Source organism: Panacagrimonas perspica (assembly GCF_004364935.1).
Classification (GTDB): domain Bacteria; phylum Pseudomonadota; class Gammaproteobacteria; order Nevskiales; family Nevskiaceae; genus Panacagrimonas; species Panacagrimonas perspica.
This window is the reverse complement of the sequence record NZ_SOBT01000011.1, coordinates 341497-357581: the sequence shown is the minus strand read 5'-3', so window position 1 is coordinate 357581 and position 16085 is coordinate 341497. Positions and strand designations below refer to the sequence as shown.

At 68.5% G+C, this 16085-nt stretch carries 13 protein-coding genes; 10 read left to right on the top strand and 3 right to left on the bottom strand.

Features of this window, described 5'->3' with window-relative positions; all coding sequences use genetic code 11:
- Nucleotides 1-59: 59 nt before the first annotated feature.
- Complete coding sequence (locus DFR24_RS21110) at nucleotides 60-434, bottom strand: FmdB family zinc ribbon protein (protein WP_133883416.1); 375 nt, start codon at nucleotides 432-434, stop codon at nucleotides 60-62.
- A gap of 94 nt (nucleotides 435-528) precedes the next feature.
- Entirely contained in the window at nucleotides 529-1008 is a 480-nt protein-coding gene (locus tag DFR24_RS21105) for a hypothetical protein (RefSeq protein WP_133883415.1), read from the bottom strand.
- Between the two features lie 212 nt (nucleotides 1009-1220).
- On the opposite strand from DFR24_RS21105, the gene DFR24_RS21100 reads away from it, so the two are divergent.
- From DFR24_RS21100 to DFR24_RS21090, 3 genes are read left to right on the top strand one after another with little or no spacing between them, the layout of a single operon-like run.
- Nucleotides 1221-2135 (top strand): SDR family NAD(P)-dependent oxidoreductase, encoded by a 915-nt coding sequence (locus tag DFR24_RS21100; protein WP_162851359.1) that lies wholly within the window; start codon nucleotides 1221-1223, stop codon nucleotides 2133-2135.
- Nucleotides 2136-2176: 41 nt separating this feature from the next.
- Complete coding sequence (locus DFR24_RS21095; protein WP_133883414.1) at nucleotides 2177-2923, top strand: SDR family NAD(P)-dependent oxidoreductase; 747 nt, start codon at nucleotides 2177-2179, stop codon at nucleotides 2921-2923.
- A 39-nt stretch (nucleotides 2924-2962) separates the two neighbouring features.
- Nucleotides 2963-3418, top strand: coding sequence for a MaoC family dehydratase (locus DFR24_RS21090; protein WP_133883413.1), 456 nt, complete (start codon nucleotides 2963-2965; stop codon nucleotides 3416-3418).
- 103 nt (nucleotides 3419-3521) lie between these two features.
- On the opposite strand, the gene DFR24_RS21085 is transcribed toward DFR24_RS21090, so the two are convergent.
- A complete protein-coding gene (locus DFR24_RS21085) occupies nucleotides 3522-4067 on the bottom strand; it encodes a DinB family protein (RefSeq protein WP_133883412.1) in 546 nt (181 codons plus the stop codon).
- A gap of 168 nt (nucleotides 4068-4235) precedes the next feature.
- On the opposite strand from DFR24_RS21085, the gene ettA reads away from it, so the two are divergent.
- From ettA to DFR24_RS21050, 7 genes are all read left to right on the top strand, one after another.
- Nucleotides 4236-5897: an energy-dependent translational throttle protein EttA gene (ettA, locus tag DFR24_RS21080; protein WP_133883411.1), complete on the top strand. Its 1662-nt coding sequence runs from the start codon at nucleotides 4236-4238 to the stop codon at nucleotides 5895-5897.
- A 212-nt stretch (nucleotides 5898-6109) separates the two neighbouring features.
- The gene (locus tag DFR24_RS21075; RefSeq protein WP_133883410.1) at nucleotides 6110-7132 is read left to right on the top strand and encodes a hypothetical protein; all 1023 of its coding nucleotides are present in this window, start codon (nucleotides 6110-6112) and stop codon (nucleotides 7130-7132) included.
- Nucleotides 7133-7168: 36 nt separating this feature from the next.
- The gene (locus DFR24_RS21070; RefSeq protein ID WP_133883409.1) at nucleotides 7169-9178 is read left to right on the top strand and encodes a hypothetical protein; all 2010 of its coding nucleotides are present in this window, start codon (nucleotides 7169-7171) and stop codon (nucleotides 9176-9178) included.
- A 98-nt stretch (nucleotides 9179-9276) separates the two neighbouring features.
- Complete coding sequence (locus DFR24_RS21065) at nucleotides 9277-9927, top strand: response regulator transcription factor (protein WP_133883408.1); 651 nt, start codon at nucleotides 9277-9279, stop codon at nucleotides 9925-9927.
- 59 nt (nucleotides 9928-9986) lie between these two features.
- A complete protein-coding gene (locus tag DFR24_RS21060; RefSeq protein WP_133883407.1) occupies nucleotides 9987-12419 on the top strand; it encodes a serine/threonine-protein kinase in 2433 nt (810 codons plus the stop codon).
- A 5-nt stretch (nucleotides 12420-12424) separates the two neighbouring features.
- Nucleotides 12425-13162, top strand: a complete 738-nt coding sequence (locus tag DFR24_RS21055; protein WP_133883538.1) for a sensor histidine kinase — start codon at nucleotides 12425-12427, stop codon at nucleotides 13160-13162.
- The gene (locus DFR24_RS21050) at nucleotides 13159-16035 is read left to right on the top strand and encodes a TonB-dependent receptor domain-containing protein (protein WP_133883406.1); all 2877 of its coding nucleotides are present in this window, start codon (nucleotides 13159-13161) and stop codon (nucleotides 16033-16035) included. Before DFR24_RS21055 ends, DFR24_RS21050 begins: the two co-directional genes overlap by 4 nt.
- The last annotated feature ends 50 nt before the right edge of the window (nucleotides 16036-16085 follow it).

The window sequence follows — 16085 nt, the reverse complement described above, 5'->3', positions numbered from 1 at the left end:
AAAGAGTCGCGGATTGTAGCCGCGTGCCCCTGCCCCTGCTTGGCGGCCCGGCGAGGAGCTCAGGTGGCGGCGCTGCTGCCGGGGCTCGGCGATGTGGCGGCCGGGGCTGCAGCAGGCTTGGATTCGCTCTTGGTCTCGGCCTTGGCCGGCGCAGGACTGGCATCGGCGGCGGGCTTCGCGGCCGGCTTGCCGGCCGACTTGCTGTCTGCGCCCGAGGATTCGCCGCTGTCCCCCGCGAGGTTGCGCTTGCCGTCCGACTTGAAGTCGGTCTCGTACCAGCCGGCGCCCTTGAGCCGGAAACCGGCGGCCGAAATCATCTTGGAGAGCTTGGGCGCGCCGCAGACCGGGCAATCGGTCGGGGCAGGATCGGACATCCGGTGGTTGATTTCCGACGTGGCGCCGCAGGCAGCGCAGCTGTATTCGTAGAGAGGCATGGCAAAAGACGCGATGGATCGATGACGCCGGAATGGACGCTGCCGTCATTGTTTCAAGAGCGGTGCCATGGACTCAAGCCGGATGCGTCCCCCATTACTTGCCCTTGGGTCCGCCGGTGCTCGAAACACGGCCGTTCTGCAGCACCACGGTGCGCCGCTGCTTGCCGTCGACATACGTCCATCGCTCGACGCCGTCCTTGCGCTTGACCTCGTCCGGGCTGCCGAGAGCGCGGCGGACTTGGTCGGCGCTCATGTCCTTCAGGACCTTGTGGTCCGCAGCGGCCGCAGACAGGCGCTCGTCGGTCGCCTTGCGCTTGCGGTGATCCTTGAGCCATTTCGCGTCGTCCCCGGCCTTCGATTTCAGATGACGTTCGCGGCGCGCATCGTGATCCGCCACGAGGTCGGCCTCGCCGGGCGACGGCAGGACGCTGATGACCGGCAGGTCGTGTGGCGCGGTGCCGGCCGCACAAGGCCGGTCGGTGTACACCGGCCTCTGGTCCACCTCGCAGCGGTACACGACCGCCTCGGCCGTCGGAATCATGGCCAGGACGCACAGGACCAGCAGGCAGCGCATGGACGAAACCTCCCTTCGAGATCGCCACGCCACGCTAGCGCCGCGACGGCCGCTCCTGACACGGGCGTTCGCACAGGCCCGACGCCGGACGGGTGGGCGTCCGTATTGATGCTGGATTCAGGGGTGAACTACGGTGCATGGCACGAGAGGACCGGCGCGAATCTCCATGGGTCGCAGGTTCGCGCCGTGAAACCGATGCGCTGGGAGGCGGGATGACATCGCTGATGGCAGGCAAGGTGGTCGTGGTCACGGGCGCCGGCGGCGGTATCGGGCGCGACATCGCGCTGGCGATGGCCCGCGACGGCGCCAGCGTGGTGATCAACGACCTCGGCGCGTCGCTCTCCGGCGAAGGCGCCGACCAGACGACCGCGCACAAGGTCGTCGCCGAGATCGTGGCGGCCGGCGGCAGCGCGATCGCCAGCACCGAGAGCGTGGCGAGCTGGGAATCGGCGAGTCGCATCATCGCCACCGCGGTCGACACGTTCGGCCGCATCGACGTGCTCGTGAACAATGCCGGCATCCTGCGCGACCGCTTCTTCTTCAACATGTCGGTCGAGGAATGGCAGTCGGTGATCGACGTGCACCTGCATGGCTCGTTCTTCATGTCGCGCGCCGCCGCGCCGCACTTTCGCAAGCAGGGCAGCGGCGCCGTCGTGAGCATGACGTCGACCTCGGGGCTGATCGGCAACTTCGGCCAGGCCAACTACATGGCCGCCAAGCTCGGCATCGCCGGACTGTCGCGTTCCATCGCGCTCGACATGGCGAAATTCGGCGTGCGTTCCAACTGCATCGCGCCGTTCGCGTGGAGCCGCATGATCGGCGCCATTCCCACCGACACGCCGGACCAGGTGGAGCGCGTCGCGCGGCTCAAGACGATGGAGAGCGCGAAAATCGCGCCGCTGGCCGTGTACCTGGGCAGCGACCTCGCGGCGCAGGTCACGGGCCAGATCTTCGGTGTGCGCGCCAACGAGATCTTCCTGTTCTCGCAACCGCGCCCGGTGCGCTCGGTGCACGACGCACGGGGATGGACGCCGGAGCGCATCGCGCAGCACGCGATGCCGGCCTTGCAGGCGCAGTTCACGCCACTGGAGCGCTCGCAGGACGTGTTCTGCTGGGACCCCGTCTGACCGCACGAAACCCTGATCGATCACTGAAGAGAACGACAACGATGGAACTCGAGAACAAGATCATCGCGCTCACCGGGGGCGCCTCCGGCATCGGCCGCGCCACCGCGTTGCTGCTCGCCTCGCAGGGCGCCACCGTCTGCATCGGCGAGCTCGACGTTGCCGGCGCCGAGCGCACCGCAGCGGATGGCACCGGCGCCGGGAGTCTGCACGCCTACCCGCTGGACCTGGCCGACGCCGCCTCGGTGAAGACCTACGCGGACACCATCATGAAGACGCACGGTCGCGTGGACGGCCTGGTGAACGCCGCCGGATTCGACAAGATCGGGCCGTTCATGAAGAACGACCCCGCGCTGTGGGATCGCCTGGTCGCCGTGAATCTGCTTGGCGCGATCCGCCTAACGCAGCTGGTGCTGCCCTCGATGATCGAGGCCAAGGCCGGCAAGATCGTCAACATCGCCAGCGACGCCGGCCGCGTGGGCAGCATGGGCGAGACGGTGTACGCGGCGACCAAGGGCGGACTGATCGCGTTCACGAAGTCGCTGGCGCGCGAGATGGCGCGCTACCAGATCAACGTGAACTGTGTGTGCCCCGGCCCCACCGACACGCCGCTGTTCAACACGCAGGTGGAAGGGAACCTGCGCGAGGCGCTGATGAATGCCATCCCGTTCCGGCGCCTGGCGCAGCCGGAGGACATCGCCAACGCGATCGCCTTCATGATGAGTCCGAGATCCAGCTACGTCACCGGCCAGGTGCTCAGCGTCAGCGGCGGGCTGACGATGGTGGGCTGAGGCTCGCGCCCGGCGAACGCTGAAGACCGGACGATCCCGATGAGAACGTTCAAGACCCTCGATGAACTGATCCCCTGCGTCGGCCAGGAACTCGCGATCAGCGAGTGGGTCACCGTGACCCAGGCGCAGATCGACCTGTTCGCCGACGTCACCGGCGATCACCAGTGGATCCACGTGGACCAGCAGCGCGCGAAGGAAGGGCCTTACGGCCGCACGATCGCGCACGGATTCCTGACGCTGTCGCTGCTGCCCCAGCTCTTTGCATCCGCCGTGCGGCTCGAAGGCACGCGCATGGGCCTGAACTACGGCCTCAACAAGGTGCGCTTCCCGGCGCCGGTTCCGGTCGGCAGCCGACTGCGCTGCCGCGTCGTGCTCGGCGCCTGCGAACCCGTGCCCGACGACGGCCTGCAGCTCACGTTCAACATGGAAGTGCAGCGCGAAGGCGAGGCCAAGCCGGTGTGCATCGCGGAATTCATCCAGCGCCGCTATCGCTGAACCCAGCCCCCGTAGCCCGGACGCAGTCCGGGATGACACTTCGCAGAACGCGCGCACTCCTCGCGCCGCCGTCCCGGACTGCATCCGGGCTACAACACCCCCTTCAGCCGATCTCCGCCAGATTCGGAATCAGCATCAGCAGGTCGGTGACGCCCACATCCTCACCCGCCTGCGTCAGCAAGGTCGTCGCCTGCCCGCGGTGATGGGTCTGGTGGTTGAACAGGTGCACGGCCAGGCTGCCCAGATCGCGCCTGGCGAGCACGCCCCGGGTATTGCGGTATTCCAGCGGGATGTCGAGATCCGGCTCCCGCAGCGCGGCGGCCCAGTCCACGATCAGCGCATCGAGCCTTCGGCGATGCCCGCGCAACTCGGCGAAATCCGCGTAGAGCAGGTGATCGAGCGAGGCCGGGACCGGCCAGGCGTCCAGCCCGTCGAGCAGCGCGGGGCGCGCCGGATGCTCCCGGAATCGGCCCAGCCAGATCAGGTCGGCCGCGACGAGGTGATTCAAGGTGCCCAGGATCGAGCCGAAGAAGGCCCCGCGATCGGCCGCCAGCGCCCCGGCGTCGAGGCGGCCGGCAGCCTCGTAGACCTTGTCGTTCATCCAGCGGTTGTATTCGGCGAGCAGCCTGAGGTTCGCGCAGCGGTCCATGCGGTCTCCCTGGGTGGAATTTGGGCCAGGGGGTACAACATTCCCCGGTGCGCCGTGGATAATGCCCGCCCCAAGACGCCCTTGCGCCCGCAACGCGTCGAAGCCCCCCCCGCCGGATCCGCGTCGCGCTGCCGTCGACGCCAGGCCCCGCACCCGTACCGAGAAGCCATGCAATACGTCTACACGATGCACAAGGTGGGCAAGATCGTCCCGCCGAAGAAGGAAATCCTTCGCAACATCTCGCTGTCGTTCTTCCCTGGCGCCAAGATCGGCGTGCTCGGCTACAACGGCGCCGGCAAGTCGACCCTGCTCAAGATCATGGCGGGCATCGACAAGGAGTTCATCGGCGAAGCGCGCCCGGCGCCCAACCTGAAGGTCGGGTACCTGCCGCAGGAACCGCAGCTCGATCCTGCGAAGAACGTGCGCGAGAACGTCATGGAAGCGCTCTCGGACGTCACCGACGTGCAGGCGCAGCTCGACGCCGTCTACGCGGCCTACGCCGAGGAAGGCGCGGACTTCGACAAGCTCGCAGCCAAGCAGGCCGAGCTGGAGTCCAAGCTCGCGGCCGGCGGCGGCGAGAACATCGACGTCGTGCTCGACAAGGCCGGTGAAGCGCTGAACCTGCCGCCCTGGGACGCCGACGTCACGCGCCTGTCCGGCGGCGAGCGTCGCCGCGTCGCGCTGTGCCGGCTGCTGCTGTCCAAGCCCGACATGATCCTGCTCGACGAACCGACCAACCATCTCGACGCGGAATCCGTCGCGTGGCTCGAGAAGTTCCTGAAGGATTTCCCGGGAACGATCATCGCGGTCACGCATGACCGCTATTTCCTCGACAACGTCGCCGGCTGGATCCTCGAACTCGACCGCGGGCACGGCATCCCCTGGCAGGGCAACTACTCGTCCTGGCTCGAGCAGAAGAGCAATCGTCTCGAGACCGAGCAGAAGCAGGAGGACGCGCACACCAAGGCGATGAAGGAAGAGCTGGAGTGGGTGCGCAAGAACGCCAAGGGCCGGCAGTCCAAGTCCAAGGCGCGCCTCAAGGCCTACGAGGAAATGGCGAGCCAGGAATTCCAGAAGCGCTCCGAGACGCACGAGCTGTACATCCCGCCCGGCCCGCGCCTGGGCGACGTCGTCATCGAGGTCAGCAACGTCGGCAAGAAGTACGGCGATCGCTGGCTCTACAAGGGCCTGGATTTCACGGTGCCCAAGGGCGCCATCGTCGGCATCATCGGCGCCAACGGCCGCGGCAAGACCACTCTGTTCCGCATGCTGCTCGACCAGGAAAAGCCGGACGAGGGCACGATCCGCATCGGCGAGACCGTGAAGCTCGGCTACGTCGACCAGAGCCGCGACGCGCTCAACGGCGATCTGACCGTGTTCCAGGAAATCTCGGGCGGCAGCGACCTGGTCCGCATCGGCAACTTCGAGATGCCGGCGCGCGCCTACATCGGCCGCTTCAACTTCAAGGGCGACTCGCAGCAGAAGCGCGTGAAGGACCTGTCGGGTGGTGAGCGCAACCGTCTGCACCTGGCCAAGATGCTGCTCTCCGGCGGCAACGTGCTGCTGTTCGACGAACCGACCAACGACCTGGACGTCGAAACGCTGCGCGCGCTCGAGGATTCGCTGCTCGACTTCTCCGGCTGCGCGCTCGTGATCTCGCACGATCGCTGGTTCCTGGATCGCGTCGCGACGCACATCCTCGCGTTCGAGGACTCCGGCGAGATCGTGTATCTCGAAGGCAATTACCGCGAATACGAAGACGACTTCCGTCGTCGTACCGGCAGCGAGCCGGGCGTGAACCGCAAGTCGCGGCACAAGAAGCTGGCCTGATGTCACAAGCCCCGGACTTCGTCCGGGCTACGGGGAAGCGCCTCTCGTAGCCCGGACGAAGTCCGGGGCTTTTGCTGTCCGCGGCACGTCTACCCGCGACCGCACATCTGCGCATCCGCACCGCGCGGCGAGCACCCCCAGAACAGGGGGTGGCCCCTGTCGGGCATCAGCGACGACCTTAGTTCTCCGTCGTCACGAGCCCGCCCCTCCGAATGCTTCCTTTCACGCGACACCTCTCGCGCCCGCTGCTGGCGCTGCTGCTCCCGCTGTCCGTCGCCACCGCGCAGGCCGCGCCGGACATCGCGAAGGACAACGCCGGTTCGATCAAGGGGCAGACCCAGGTCGTCATCGCCGAGTTCGGCGTCGAGTTCTACACCCAGATCCATGCGCAGGGCCGCGCGGGCGGCGCCAGCGCCGCGATCACCACGCACCTCGTCGGCGTGAGCGACGCCAGCCTGCAGGCGATCACCGACCAGGCCTATGCCGACACGGTGTCGGCACTCACCGCCGCCGGCTTCCAGGTGATGGACAGCGCGGCGCTGCAGTCGCAACCGATCTACCAGGAGCTGGCCGGGAAATACGGCCAGCCCGCACCGTTCCTGTTCTCCGACGGCAGCATCGTCGACAGCCAGCCCTCGCTGAGCCGGATCTTCGCGCCCGCCGGCATGAAGGTGTTCATCGCCTCTGGCAAGGCCCGCGGCGACCTGCGGCAGCGCATCGACGTGCAGAACCAGGCGCGCGGCGATCGCGAGGGCGAACTCGCCAAGGCGGTCGGCGCCACGTTGCTGCACGTGAACTACCTCGTCAGCTTCGGCGAAACCTCGGCGACGAAGAACGGACTGCTCGCCGGCATCGCCGGCAAGGCGCGCGTCTCCATCGACGCCAAGCCGCTGCTGGTCGCCGAAGAAACGCAGATCCAGTTCGTCACCTCCGCCGGCAAGCGCACGTTCACCAACAGCAAGCGGCCGCGCCACACGGGCGCCGTGTATCTCGACGAGCCGCTGGTCTCGCCGGTGGCCGACCTGTTTGCGCTGACCGAGACCACCACTGCCGAAACCAAGCGTGCCGACGGCATGTTCAACGCCGTCGGCAGCCTGCTCGGCAGCAGCGCCGCCGAGAAGAACAAGGCCAACGAGGTCGCGGTTTCGAACGAAGACAACTACCGCAGCACCTATCAGGCGCTGATCGGCGAAGCCGCCACGGCGCTCGTCGGCACGCTCGCGGCCAATCGCTGAGTTCCCACTCTCCCCATTTTCCGGATCGCCTCGCCCATGACGCTCGAACGTCTTTTCCGCCACGGCCTGCCGCTGCTCGCGCTGACCGCGGTCGCTGCCTGTTCGTCCAACCACGATGACGATTTTCCCGCGATGCCACGGAGCACGATCACCGGCGTCGCAGCGGTCGGCCTGCCGATCAGTGGCGGCGCGGTCGCGGCGACCTGCAACGCCTACACCGACAACACGACGACTGCGGCCAACGGAAGCTGGACGCTGACCTTGCCGACCTCCGCACTACCCTGCGTGGCGCGCGTCAACGGCGGCACGCTCGGCGCCGGTGGGCCCGCCAACCTGCTGACGCTGTATTCGATGAGCGGCGTCACCGGCGCCACGACCACGGCCAACATCACGCCGCTGACCGACTTCGCGCTCGCGCGCGCCGTCTTCCTGTCCACCGGCGCCGACATGGCGACCTGGTTCGGCAATGGCACCACGACGCTGCCGCGGCTCTCGGACGTGGCCACCGGGCTGCCGGCCGGGCGCGACCTGCTCAAGACCGTGCTCGACAACGCCGGCTACGCGTATCCGCAGGGCGGGTTCGATCCGTTCTTCTCATCCATCGCGCCGGGCGTCGCCGGCGACATCTACGACCAGTTCCTCGAAACCTTCGCGCAGGGCATCGCCGCCGCCACCGGCGAAGGACTGACCGCGCCCCAGGCCTACCAGGCCGCGCTCGATGGTTTCAGCCGGGCGTCCCAACCGACGGTTCCGCGCGCGCCGGGTGCGGGTCCCGGCCCTGGTCCTGATCCAGGTCCGGGTCCGGGTCCGGGTCCTGGCCCCGATCCCGACCCTGTCGGGGAGACGCCGGACACGGCGCTCGGTGCGAACGAAACCGGCGTGCGTTTCGAGACCAGCGGCACGGTGCAGGGCGCGGCCCAGAGCCATGCGCTGCGCTTCTTCCCGGGTCCCGGCACGATCAGCGCCGGAACGCTCGCGGGATTCCTCGACGAAGTCACCGCCAACGGGCCCACGCCCAACAGCTACGTCAATTTCCGCAACCTGCCCGACGCACCCGGCACCTACGACTGCGGCGACGCGCTGGGCGTCACGCGTCCGCGCAACATCGAGATCGGCTTCGCGGCCGGTCACGGCTACAACACCGCGGGCACCCTGGGCGCGACCGGCTTCCACTGCACGCTGGTCGTCACCAAGGCCGGCCTGCGCACGCCCGGCGGAACCTACGAGGGCGCCGTGGAAGGCAGCTTCGACGCGCGGCTCTACAAGACCGGCCAGGCGGTGAACCTGCCGGACTCGATCGCCGTGACCGGTCACTTCCGCATCGGCGAGGTCTCCACGACCGTCCCGCCGGTGAGCGGCACGACGCTGGCCTCGCTGATCGGCGCGGGCTACCAGGGCACCTACGTGGTGGGTTGCGGTGACCGGGGCCAGCAGACGATCGTCGTGAACGCGGACGGCACGTCCAGCGTGAACGGTGTCGCTGTGGTGGACGGCACACATCCGGGCATCGTCGGCACCCGCGGCAACGTCGTGAGCTTCGAACGCCGCGCGGACGACCTGGGCAGCGCCTTGCCGCCCAGCTACAGCCTGATCTTCAACAACGGCAGCGTGTCCTCGGCGTCCATCCTGTTCACCGCCGGCGCGGCGCCAGTGACCTGCAGCACCGCCGTCTCGGGCTCGACGACCACGACCAAGGACTTCGTCGACGACGCGATGGCGCTGTTCGCAAGGAGCGAAACCCTGAACTGCCCGGGAACCGCCAGCCTCCCGGCAGGACCGACGCTGTTCACGATCGCCAGCGACGGCGGCCTGACGCTCGGCAGCCTGAGCATCACGCCGGCGCAGTACCTGGCCTCGCAGAACTTCACGTTCACCGACGCGCATACGTTCCTGCTTCACGACTCGGCGCCGTTCTTCTATTCGAAATCGGCGCTGCGGGTCTCCGCCAACGGCTATACCTACGTCGTGGCGCTCGACCCCGTCACGCAGGCGACGGTGTCGCTGGACTACGTGATCGGCCTCGAGCGCGGAACCTGCGCGCCCTGATCCGTTCTTGACGCTTCGCGGCGTCGTCACCCAGGCTCGGCTGATGATCAGCCGGGCCTGCTTTTTTTGAAGCGCATGAGAAAACGATCGGCATTCCGATGAAGTACGGGCTCGTGGTGGAAGACCAGCCCTCGCTCGCGCAATGGCTCGGCGAGACGCTGCGCGAGAGTTTCACCGGCATCGAGATCACGGTGACCGCGACGCTGGCCGAGGCGCGGCGCGCCCTGCAGGCGCGAAGACCGGAGATCGCGCTGATCGATCTGGGCCTGCCGGACGGCAACGGCACCGACCTGATCCGCGAGATCTGCGCCAGCGGGCCTGCCTGTCATTGCGTCGTCACCACGATCTACGCGGACGATCGGCACCTGTTCCCCGCGCTGACCGCGGGTGCGAGCGGCTACCTGCTCAAGGATCAGCCCCGGGAGCGGACGATCGCCGCGCTGCGCGGCATCGCCGCCGGCGAGCCGCCGCTGTCCGCCGAGATCGCACGGCGTCTGCTGCGCCTGTTCGCCGCCGACGGGCCTTCAGCATCCGGCGCACCCGCTCAGCACCTGACCACGCGCGAAAGCGAAACGCTGGCGCTGATCGCCAAGGGCTACAAGATCGCCGAAGTCGCCACGAGCCTGGGCATCACCCGCAACACCGCCCACGGTTTCATCAAGAGCATCTATCGCAAGCTCAACATCAGCAATCGCGCGCAGGCGGCGGTCGAAGCCACGCGACGCGGACTGATCAATCCGCACCTGTGAACGCCGGGAACCGATGCAGCGCTCGGCTATGATTTCCGGCTGACCCCCTCGAGAACCTCATGACAGCGCAGGAGCAGACGCATGGCGATGGTGCCGGCCTGCCATCGCGCGTCGGGCCCTATCGCATCCTGTCGCTGCTCGGCGAGGGAAGCACCAGCCGCGTGTATCTCGCCGAGCAGGCCGAGCCGGCACGCGAAGTCGCGCTCAAGCTGCTCCGCGGCATCGATCTGTCGTCTGAATCACGTCAGCGATTTCGTCGCGAAGCGGCGCTGCTCGCACCGCTCGAACACCCGGGCATCGCGCGGCTCTACGCCGCCGGGCTGATCGACGACGAGAAAGGCCCGCAGCCCTATCTCGCGATCGAGTACGTGCGCGGCGGCGATCTGCTGAGCTTCGCGCGCGAACGCGCGCTCGACCTGCACGGCAAGCTCGCGCTGATGGCCGCGGTCTGCCGCGCGGTGCACTACGCGCACACTCGCGGCATCGTCCATCGCGACCTGAAGCCGGCCAACATCCTGGTCGACGCGCACGGCCAGCCCAAGATTCTCGATTTCGGCGTCGCTCGCATGATCGAGGACGACGGCTCGCAGATGACGCGCGTCGGCCAGGTGCTGGGGACGGTGCCGTACATGAGCGCCGAACAGCTCGCCGGCGGCGCCGAGCGCAGCGATCCGCGCAGCGACGTCTACTCGCTCGGCGTGATCGCCTACGAACTGCTGAGCGGCCGCCTGCCATATCCGGGCCTGTCGAAGTCCACCGTCATCGAAGCGATCTCGATGATCCGCTCCGGCCGTGCCGAGCGACTGTCGCGGCACGTACCCGCGACGCGTGGCGACATCGAGACCGTCGTCATGAAGGCAATGGCGACCGAGTCCTCGCGGCGCTACGGATCGGCTGCGGAAATGGCCGTCGACTTCGAGCGCGTGATCGACCAGCGGCCGATCGAGGCACGTGCGCCCGGTGCCGCCTACGTGCTGGGATTGTTCGTGCGGCGTCATCGCGGCGTGTCCGCGGCGCTGCTGGTCGCCGCGCTCGCGCTGATCGCGGGCAGCGCGGTGTCGCTGCGCTTCGCCGTGCTCGAAGGCAGGGCCCGTCAGGAGGCCGAGACGCGTGCGCTGCAGCTCGACGCCTCGAACGCCTTCGTCGAGAACATCCTGAGCGCATCGGATCCCGAGGCCGCGCAAAGCCGCCCGCGCAACCTGCGCGATTTTCTCGACGCCGCGCGACTGTCGCTCGATTCGGATCTATCGATGCCGCCACCGGTACGCGCGATCGCGGCGCGGACGATGGCGCTCACCTACGCACGCAGCGGCGACGTCGAGCGCGGACTCGCGCTGATCGACCAGGCGCAGACCGCATTCGACGCCGCCGGCAATGCCGACGCCTACACGCGCGATCGTCTTCGCCTGGCGCGCGCCGAGATTCTCGCGGCCGCGGGCCGGTATGCCGACGCGCTCGCGCAGCTCCAGCCGCTGCTGCGGCCCGAGGCGCCGCGGGATGCACTGGCGCTGCGCCAGTGGATCGAGGCACGCAGCCAGGCGCTGAGCGCCGTCGCCACGCTCGGCCGCACGCGCGAGGCCGCCGATGCCGCCGCGCCGCTGCGCGCCGACGCAGAGCGCCTGCTCGGCGCCGGCGACAAGCTGAGCCTTGCCGCCACCGCGCAGCAGATCGAGCTGCGCCACCAGCTCGGTGATGGCGCCGGCGCGCTCGCCGACTACGCGCTGCTGATCCCGCGGCTGGTCGAGAACCTGGGGCCGAATCACCCGTACACCCTGCAGGCGCGGCTGGCGCAGGCCGCGATCACGCGCGAGCAGGGCGACCTGCCGCAATCCGAGAAACTCACGCGCGCGCTGATGACCGACCTGAACCGCGAACTCGGGCCGCGGCACATGCTGACGATCACCACGCAGTTCATGCTGGCCGCGGCGCTGCAATCGCAGCATCCCGAATCCATCGAAGCGGTGGACCTGATGCGCGCGGTGCTCGCGCAATACCGCGAGCAGCTCGGTCCCGATCATCACTACACGCTCAGCGCGATGAGCGCGCTGGCAGTGTTCTTGCAGAAGCAGAACCAGCTCGAAGAGGCCGCCGATCTGTCGAGGCAGGCGCTCGATTCCGCCGAGAGCCAGGGCTTCGCCGACGGACCCGAAGTGCTGCCCAAGTACAACACCTACGCCCAGATCCTGATGCAGCTGAATCGTCTCGACGAGGCCTGCCCTCGCTTCGAATCGCTGGTGTCGCGTGCGAACAAGGCGCTGGGGCCCTCGCACCTGCAGACCCTCACGTTCGCGGCCAACGAAGGCGAATGCCTGTCGCGCGCGAAGAAGAACGTGGCGGCCGTCTCGGTGCTCGAGCCCAGCCGCGAGCAGGCACTGCAGCACCTGGGTGCCGCGCATCCGCTGACGCGGCTCACGACGCAGCGCCTGGCGAGCGCCTATCGCGCACTCGGCCGTACGCTCGACGCGCAGCGCCTCGAGGCAGCGGCGCCGTGATCCCGATGCTGGTGATCCTGCTGTGCATCGCCGGCGCGCTGGCGGTCTGGGCCTGGCGGCTTCGAAGCGCACTGCGCGCCGCCCACGGCCACAGCGATGTGCTGCGCCAGCAGCTCGCGCGCGTCGTCGAGCGCCCCGACATCGCCGCGCAGGAACGCCAGCGGCTGCTGTCCGATCTGCACGACGACATCGGCGGCAAGCTGCTGACCCTGGTGCACACGCTCGAACGTCCCGAGCAGGCCGATCTCGTGCGCGCGGTGATCCAGGATTTTCGCGACGTCGTGAGCCGCAGCCGGCTCGAGGCCTGCACACTGCTCGAGGCGCTCGGGCAGATCCGCGACGAGACCGGCCAGCGGCTCGATGCCATGGGCGGCACGCTGGACTGGCAGCAGCACGCCGACATTCCGGATCCCTCGCTGGACGAAGCGCACGTGCTGCACCTGTTCCGCATCGCGCGCGAGGCGCTGACCAACGCGCTGCGCCACGGCCACGCCACGCACATCCGCATGCGCGTGGGCATGGCGGGCGACCGCCTGCTGCTCGACGTCACCGACAACGGTCCCGGCTTCGTGCGCGATCCGGCGTCCGGCGGGCGCGGCACCGTGAGCATGCGCAATCGCGCCCAGGAACTCAGCGGCACCATCGACTGGCGGCCCGGCACGCAGGGCGGCACCAAGGTCGTTCTCGAATTCCCCTTGCCCGCGGATGCGGCGAGCCCACCGGCCAAGACACGCCGTCCATGATCCACCGCTTCAAGCGGAACGCCACGCTGCTCCTGTTCGTGGCCGCAGCTCCGTTCGCACTGCCCGCGCAGCCGCTGCCGCCGGTCGAGACCATCGACGTCACCGGCACGCGCATCGCGGGTGCAGACGGCGCGTCTGCGCGACTGATGGCGATCATCGACGCGCAGACGCTCCGTCGCACCGGAGCGACGAGCATCGGCGAACTGCTCGACGAACTGCCGCAGCTCGGCGCCTCGGTGTCGCTGGGCAGTTCTCCTTCATCGTTCGGAACCGAAGGCCTGCACCTGCTCGACCTGCGCCACCTGGGCAGCGAACGCACGCTGGTGCTGGTCGACGGCCTGCGCCATGTCGGCGGCAGCGCGGGTTCCACCGCCGTGGACATCAACAGCATCCCGGTCGACTGGATCGAGCGCGTGGAGATCATCACCGGCGGCGCCTCGGCCGCTTATGGCGCCGACGCGGTCGCCGGCGTCGTCAACTTCGTCATGAAGAAGCGCTACGAAGGCGCCGAGCTGCACCTGCAGTCGGGCAAGGCCAGCGACAGCGGGTTCAATCGCCAGCTCGGCAGCCTGACGTTGGGCAGCGACTTCGCCGGCGGGCGCGGCAACGCAGCGGCGGCGGTGGAGTTCTCGCGCCAGGACCGGCTGCGCGCCAAGGAGCGCGCGGCCACGTCGACGCAGTACCGCGTGCTGCCGAATCCCGCCGACACGGGAGCCGGCGACGGCATTCCGGATCGCATCCTGGTGGCCAACGCCGGCCTGCTCGCACTCAGCGAGGCGGGCACGATCTTCGGCCCCGACGGCGGCATCTTCACGTTCGATCCCGACGGCAGCTTTCGCCCGGTGCGGCTCGACGGCATCACCGATTTCGGCTCGCTCAATTGCACGGACTGCGATTTCCTCGACACGCTCGCCGTGCGCGACCTCGAGCCGCGCTTCGATCGCTGGTCGATCAACACGCGCGTGGGCTTCGCGCTGAACGACGACACCCACCTGAGCCTCGACGCCAAGTTCGCGCACAGCGACGCCGAGTTCTACACGCAGCCCGCCTTCGATTTCTTCGGCGGCCGGCTCGTCGCGCGACGCGACAACGCGTTCCTGCCGGCTGGCCTGGCCGGGTATCTGGATGCGCAGGGACTCGATCGCATCGAGATGAATCGCTTCAACACCGACGCCGGCCAGCGCGGCGAAGACAACGCGCGCCAGACCACGCGCGTCGTGTTGGCGCTCGACGGCCGGCTGCAGGCGCCGTGGTCGTACCGCGTGGCCGTCGTGCACGGCGAAACGCGCGTGCACCAGGCAGGGCTCAACAACCGCATCAACGATCGCTTCTACGCCGCCACCGATGTCGTCATCGATCCTGCCACCCAGCAGCCCGCCTGCCGCGTGAGCATCGATCCTGCCGCGACGCTGCCCGACGGCCGGCCGATGCCCGCCGACATCGCCGCCGACTCGTCACGCTGCGTTCCGGCGAATATCTTCGGCGTCGGTGCGATCGATCCGGCGTCGCAGGGTTTCTACGACACGCGCATCGTCAGCCACGCACGCCTGCGCCAGACCGTGGCCACCGCACAAATCGACAACGCAGCGCTGTTACAGCTACCCGGCGGCGCGCTCGCCTTCGCCGCCGGCGTCGAGCATCGGCGCGAAAGCAGTGCGTACGACCCCGATCCGCTGCTAGCGCTGAACACCAGTTTCCTGCCGGCGGTGCCCGCCGAGCACGGCGACTACGACGTGTCGGAAGCCTTCGCCGAATTGCGGATCCCGCTGCTTGCGTCGCGGCCCGGCTTCGAGCGCCTGCAGCTCACCGTGGCCGGTCGCATCTCGGACTACAGCACCGTGGGCGATACCGTGAGCTGGAACGCCGGCCTCGAATACCACCCCGTGCAGGCACTCGCGCTGCGCGGCAGCTACGCGCGGGCCCTGCGCGCGCCGAACGTCACCGAGCTCTACAGCCCGCAGTTCCAGAGCCAGTTCCGCGTCGAAGACCCCTGCTCGCAATCGGCGCTGGCCAATTCGGCCGATCCCGCGCGACGACAGGCCAACTGCGAGACCCTGGGCCGCCCGGCAGGCTTCGAGGCGACGGCAGATGACGGCCTGGTGGCCGGCACGCTCGGCGGCAATCCGGATCTGCAGGAAGAGACCGCCACCACCTACACCGCCGGCGTCGTGCTCGCCCCCGCGTCGCTGCACGGGTTCCAGCTCAGCGCGGACTACTGGCACATCCGCGTCGAGGACGCGATCGTGCTCACCGGTGCGCAGGACACGCTCGACTACTGCGTTGACGGCGCCGGTGCCGACAATCGCTACTGCGGGCTGGTGCAGCGCGATCCGCAGAGCTTCGAGCTGCTCTCGATCCTGCAGAACGTCCAGAACACGCGCGCGCTGGAGACTTCGGGCATCGACTTCGGCGGGCGCTACGCCTTTGCGCTCGCCGGTGGACAGTTCGACGTCGGCGCGATGGCGACGCGACTGATCCAGCTGCGCCGCTTCGCCTACGACGACGAGGACTCCCGCTTCGACGAAGAGCGCGGAGAACTCGGCGATCCCGAATGGCAGGCGATCCTGTCCGCGGGCTATCGCCGCGGCGGCGCGAGTTTTTTCTGGCGCGTCCGTCATCTGGGAAAGCAGCTGCGGATCGAGCGGGCGCTGTACGAGTCCAACCCCGAACGTCAGTCTCCCGCCAAAGTGGGCGCCACGGATTACCACTATGCGCAGGCGCGCTACGACTGGCCGACGGGCCTGGGCCTGTACGCCGGTGTGAACAACGTATTCAAGGAGGATCTCGCCGCCGGCCTGCTCGGCGACGGCGACAGCGCGATCCACGACAACGTCGGGCGCTTCTGCTACGCGGGGATGGATTACCGCTTCTGAGGTCCGGTCCCGGACTTCGTCCGGGCTACGGGGCTGCCGTTTCTGAAACT

What these genes read in the sequence shown, in the direction of transcription:
- DFR24_RS21110 (WP_133883416.1), bottom strand. Translation starts at nt 434, where the DNA reads ATGCCTCTCTACGAATACAGCTGCGCTGCCTGCGGCGCCACGTCGGAA.
- DFR24_RS21105 (WP_133883415.1), bottom strand. Translation starts at nt 1,008, where the DNA reads ATGCGCTGCCTGCTGGTCCTGTGCGTCCTGGCCATGATTCCGACGGCC.
- DFR24_RS21100 (WP_162851359.1), top strand. Translation starts at nt 1,221, where the DNA reads ATGACATCGCTGATGGCAGGCAAGGTGGTCGTGGTCACGGGCGCCGGC.
- DFR24_RS21095 (WP_133883414.1), top strand. Translation starts at nt 2,177, where the DNA reads ATGGAACTCGAGAACAAGATCATCGCGCTCACCGGGGGCGCCTCCGGC.
- DFR24_RS21090 (WP_133883413.1), top strand. Translation starts at nt 2,963, where the DNA reads ATGAGAACGTTCAAGACCCTCGATGAACTGATCCCCTGCGTCGGCCAG.
- DFR24_RS21085 (WP_133883412.1), bottom strand. Translation starts at nt 4,067, where the DNA reads ATGGACCGCTGCGCGAACCTCAGGCTGCTCGCCGAATACAACCGCTGG.
- ettA (WP_133883411.1), top strand. Translation starts at nt 4,236, where the DNA reads ATGCAATACGTCTACACGATGCACAAGGTGGGCAAGATCGTCCCGCCG.
- DFR24_RS21075 (WP_133883410.1), top strand. Translation starts at nt 6,110, where the DNA reads ATGCTTCCTTTCACGCGACACCTCTCGCGCCCGCTGCTGGCGCTGCTG.
- DFR24_RS21070 (WP_133883409.1), top strand. Translation starts at nt 7,169, where the DNA reads ATGACGCTCGAACGTCTTTTCCGCCACGGCCTGCCGCTGCTCGCGCTG.
- DFR24_RS21065 (WP_133883408.1), top strand. Translation starts at nt 9,277, where the DNA reads ATGAAGTACGGGCTCGTGGTGGAAGACCAGCCCTCGCTCGCGCAATGG.
- DFR24_RS21060 (WP_133883407.1), top strand. Translation starts at nt 9,987, where the DNA reads ATGACAGCGCAGGAGCAGACGCATGGCGATGGTGCCGGCCTGCCATCG.
- DFR24_RS21055 (WP_133883538.1), top strand. Translation starts at nt 12,425, where the DNA reads ATGCTGGTGATCCTGCTGTGCATCGCCGGCGCGCTGGCGGTCTGGGCC.
- DFR24_RS21050 (WP_133883406.1), top strand. Translation starts at nt 13,159, where the DNA reads ATGATCCACCGCTTCAAGCGGAACGCCACGCTGCTCCTGTTCGTGGCC.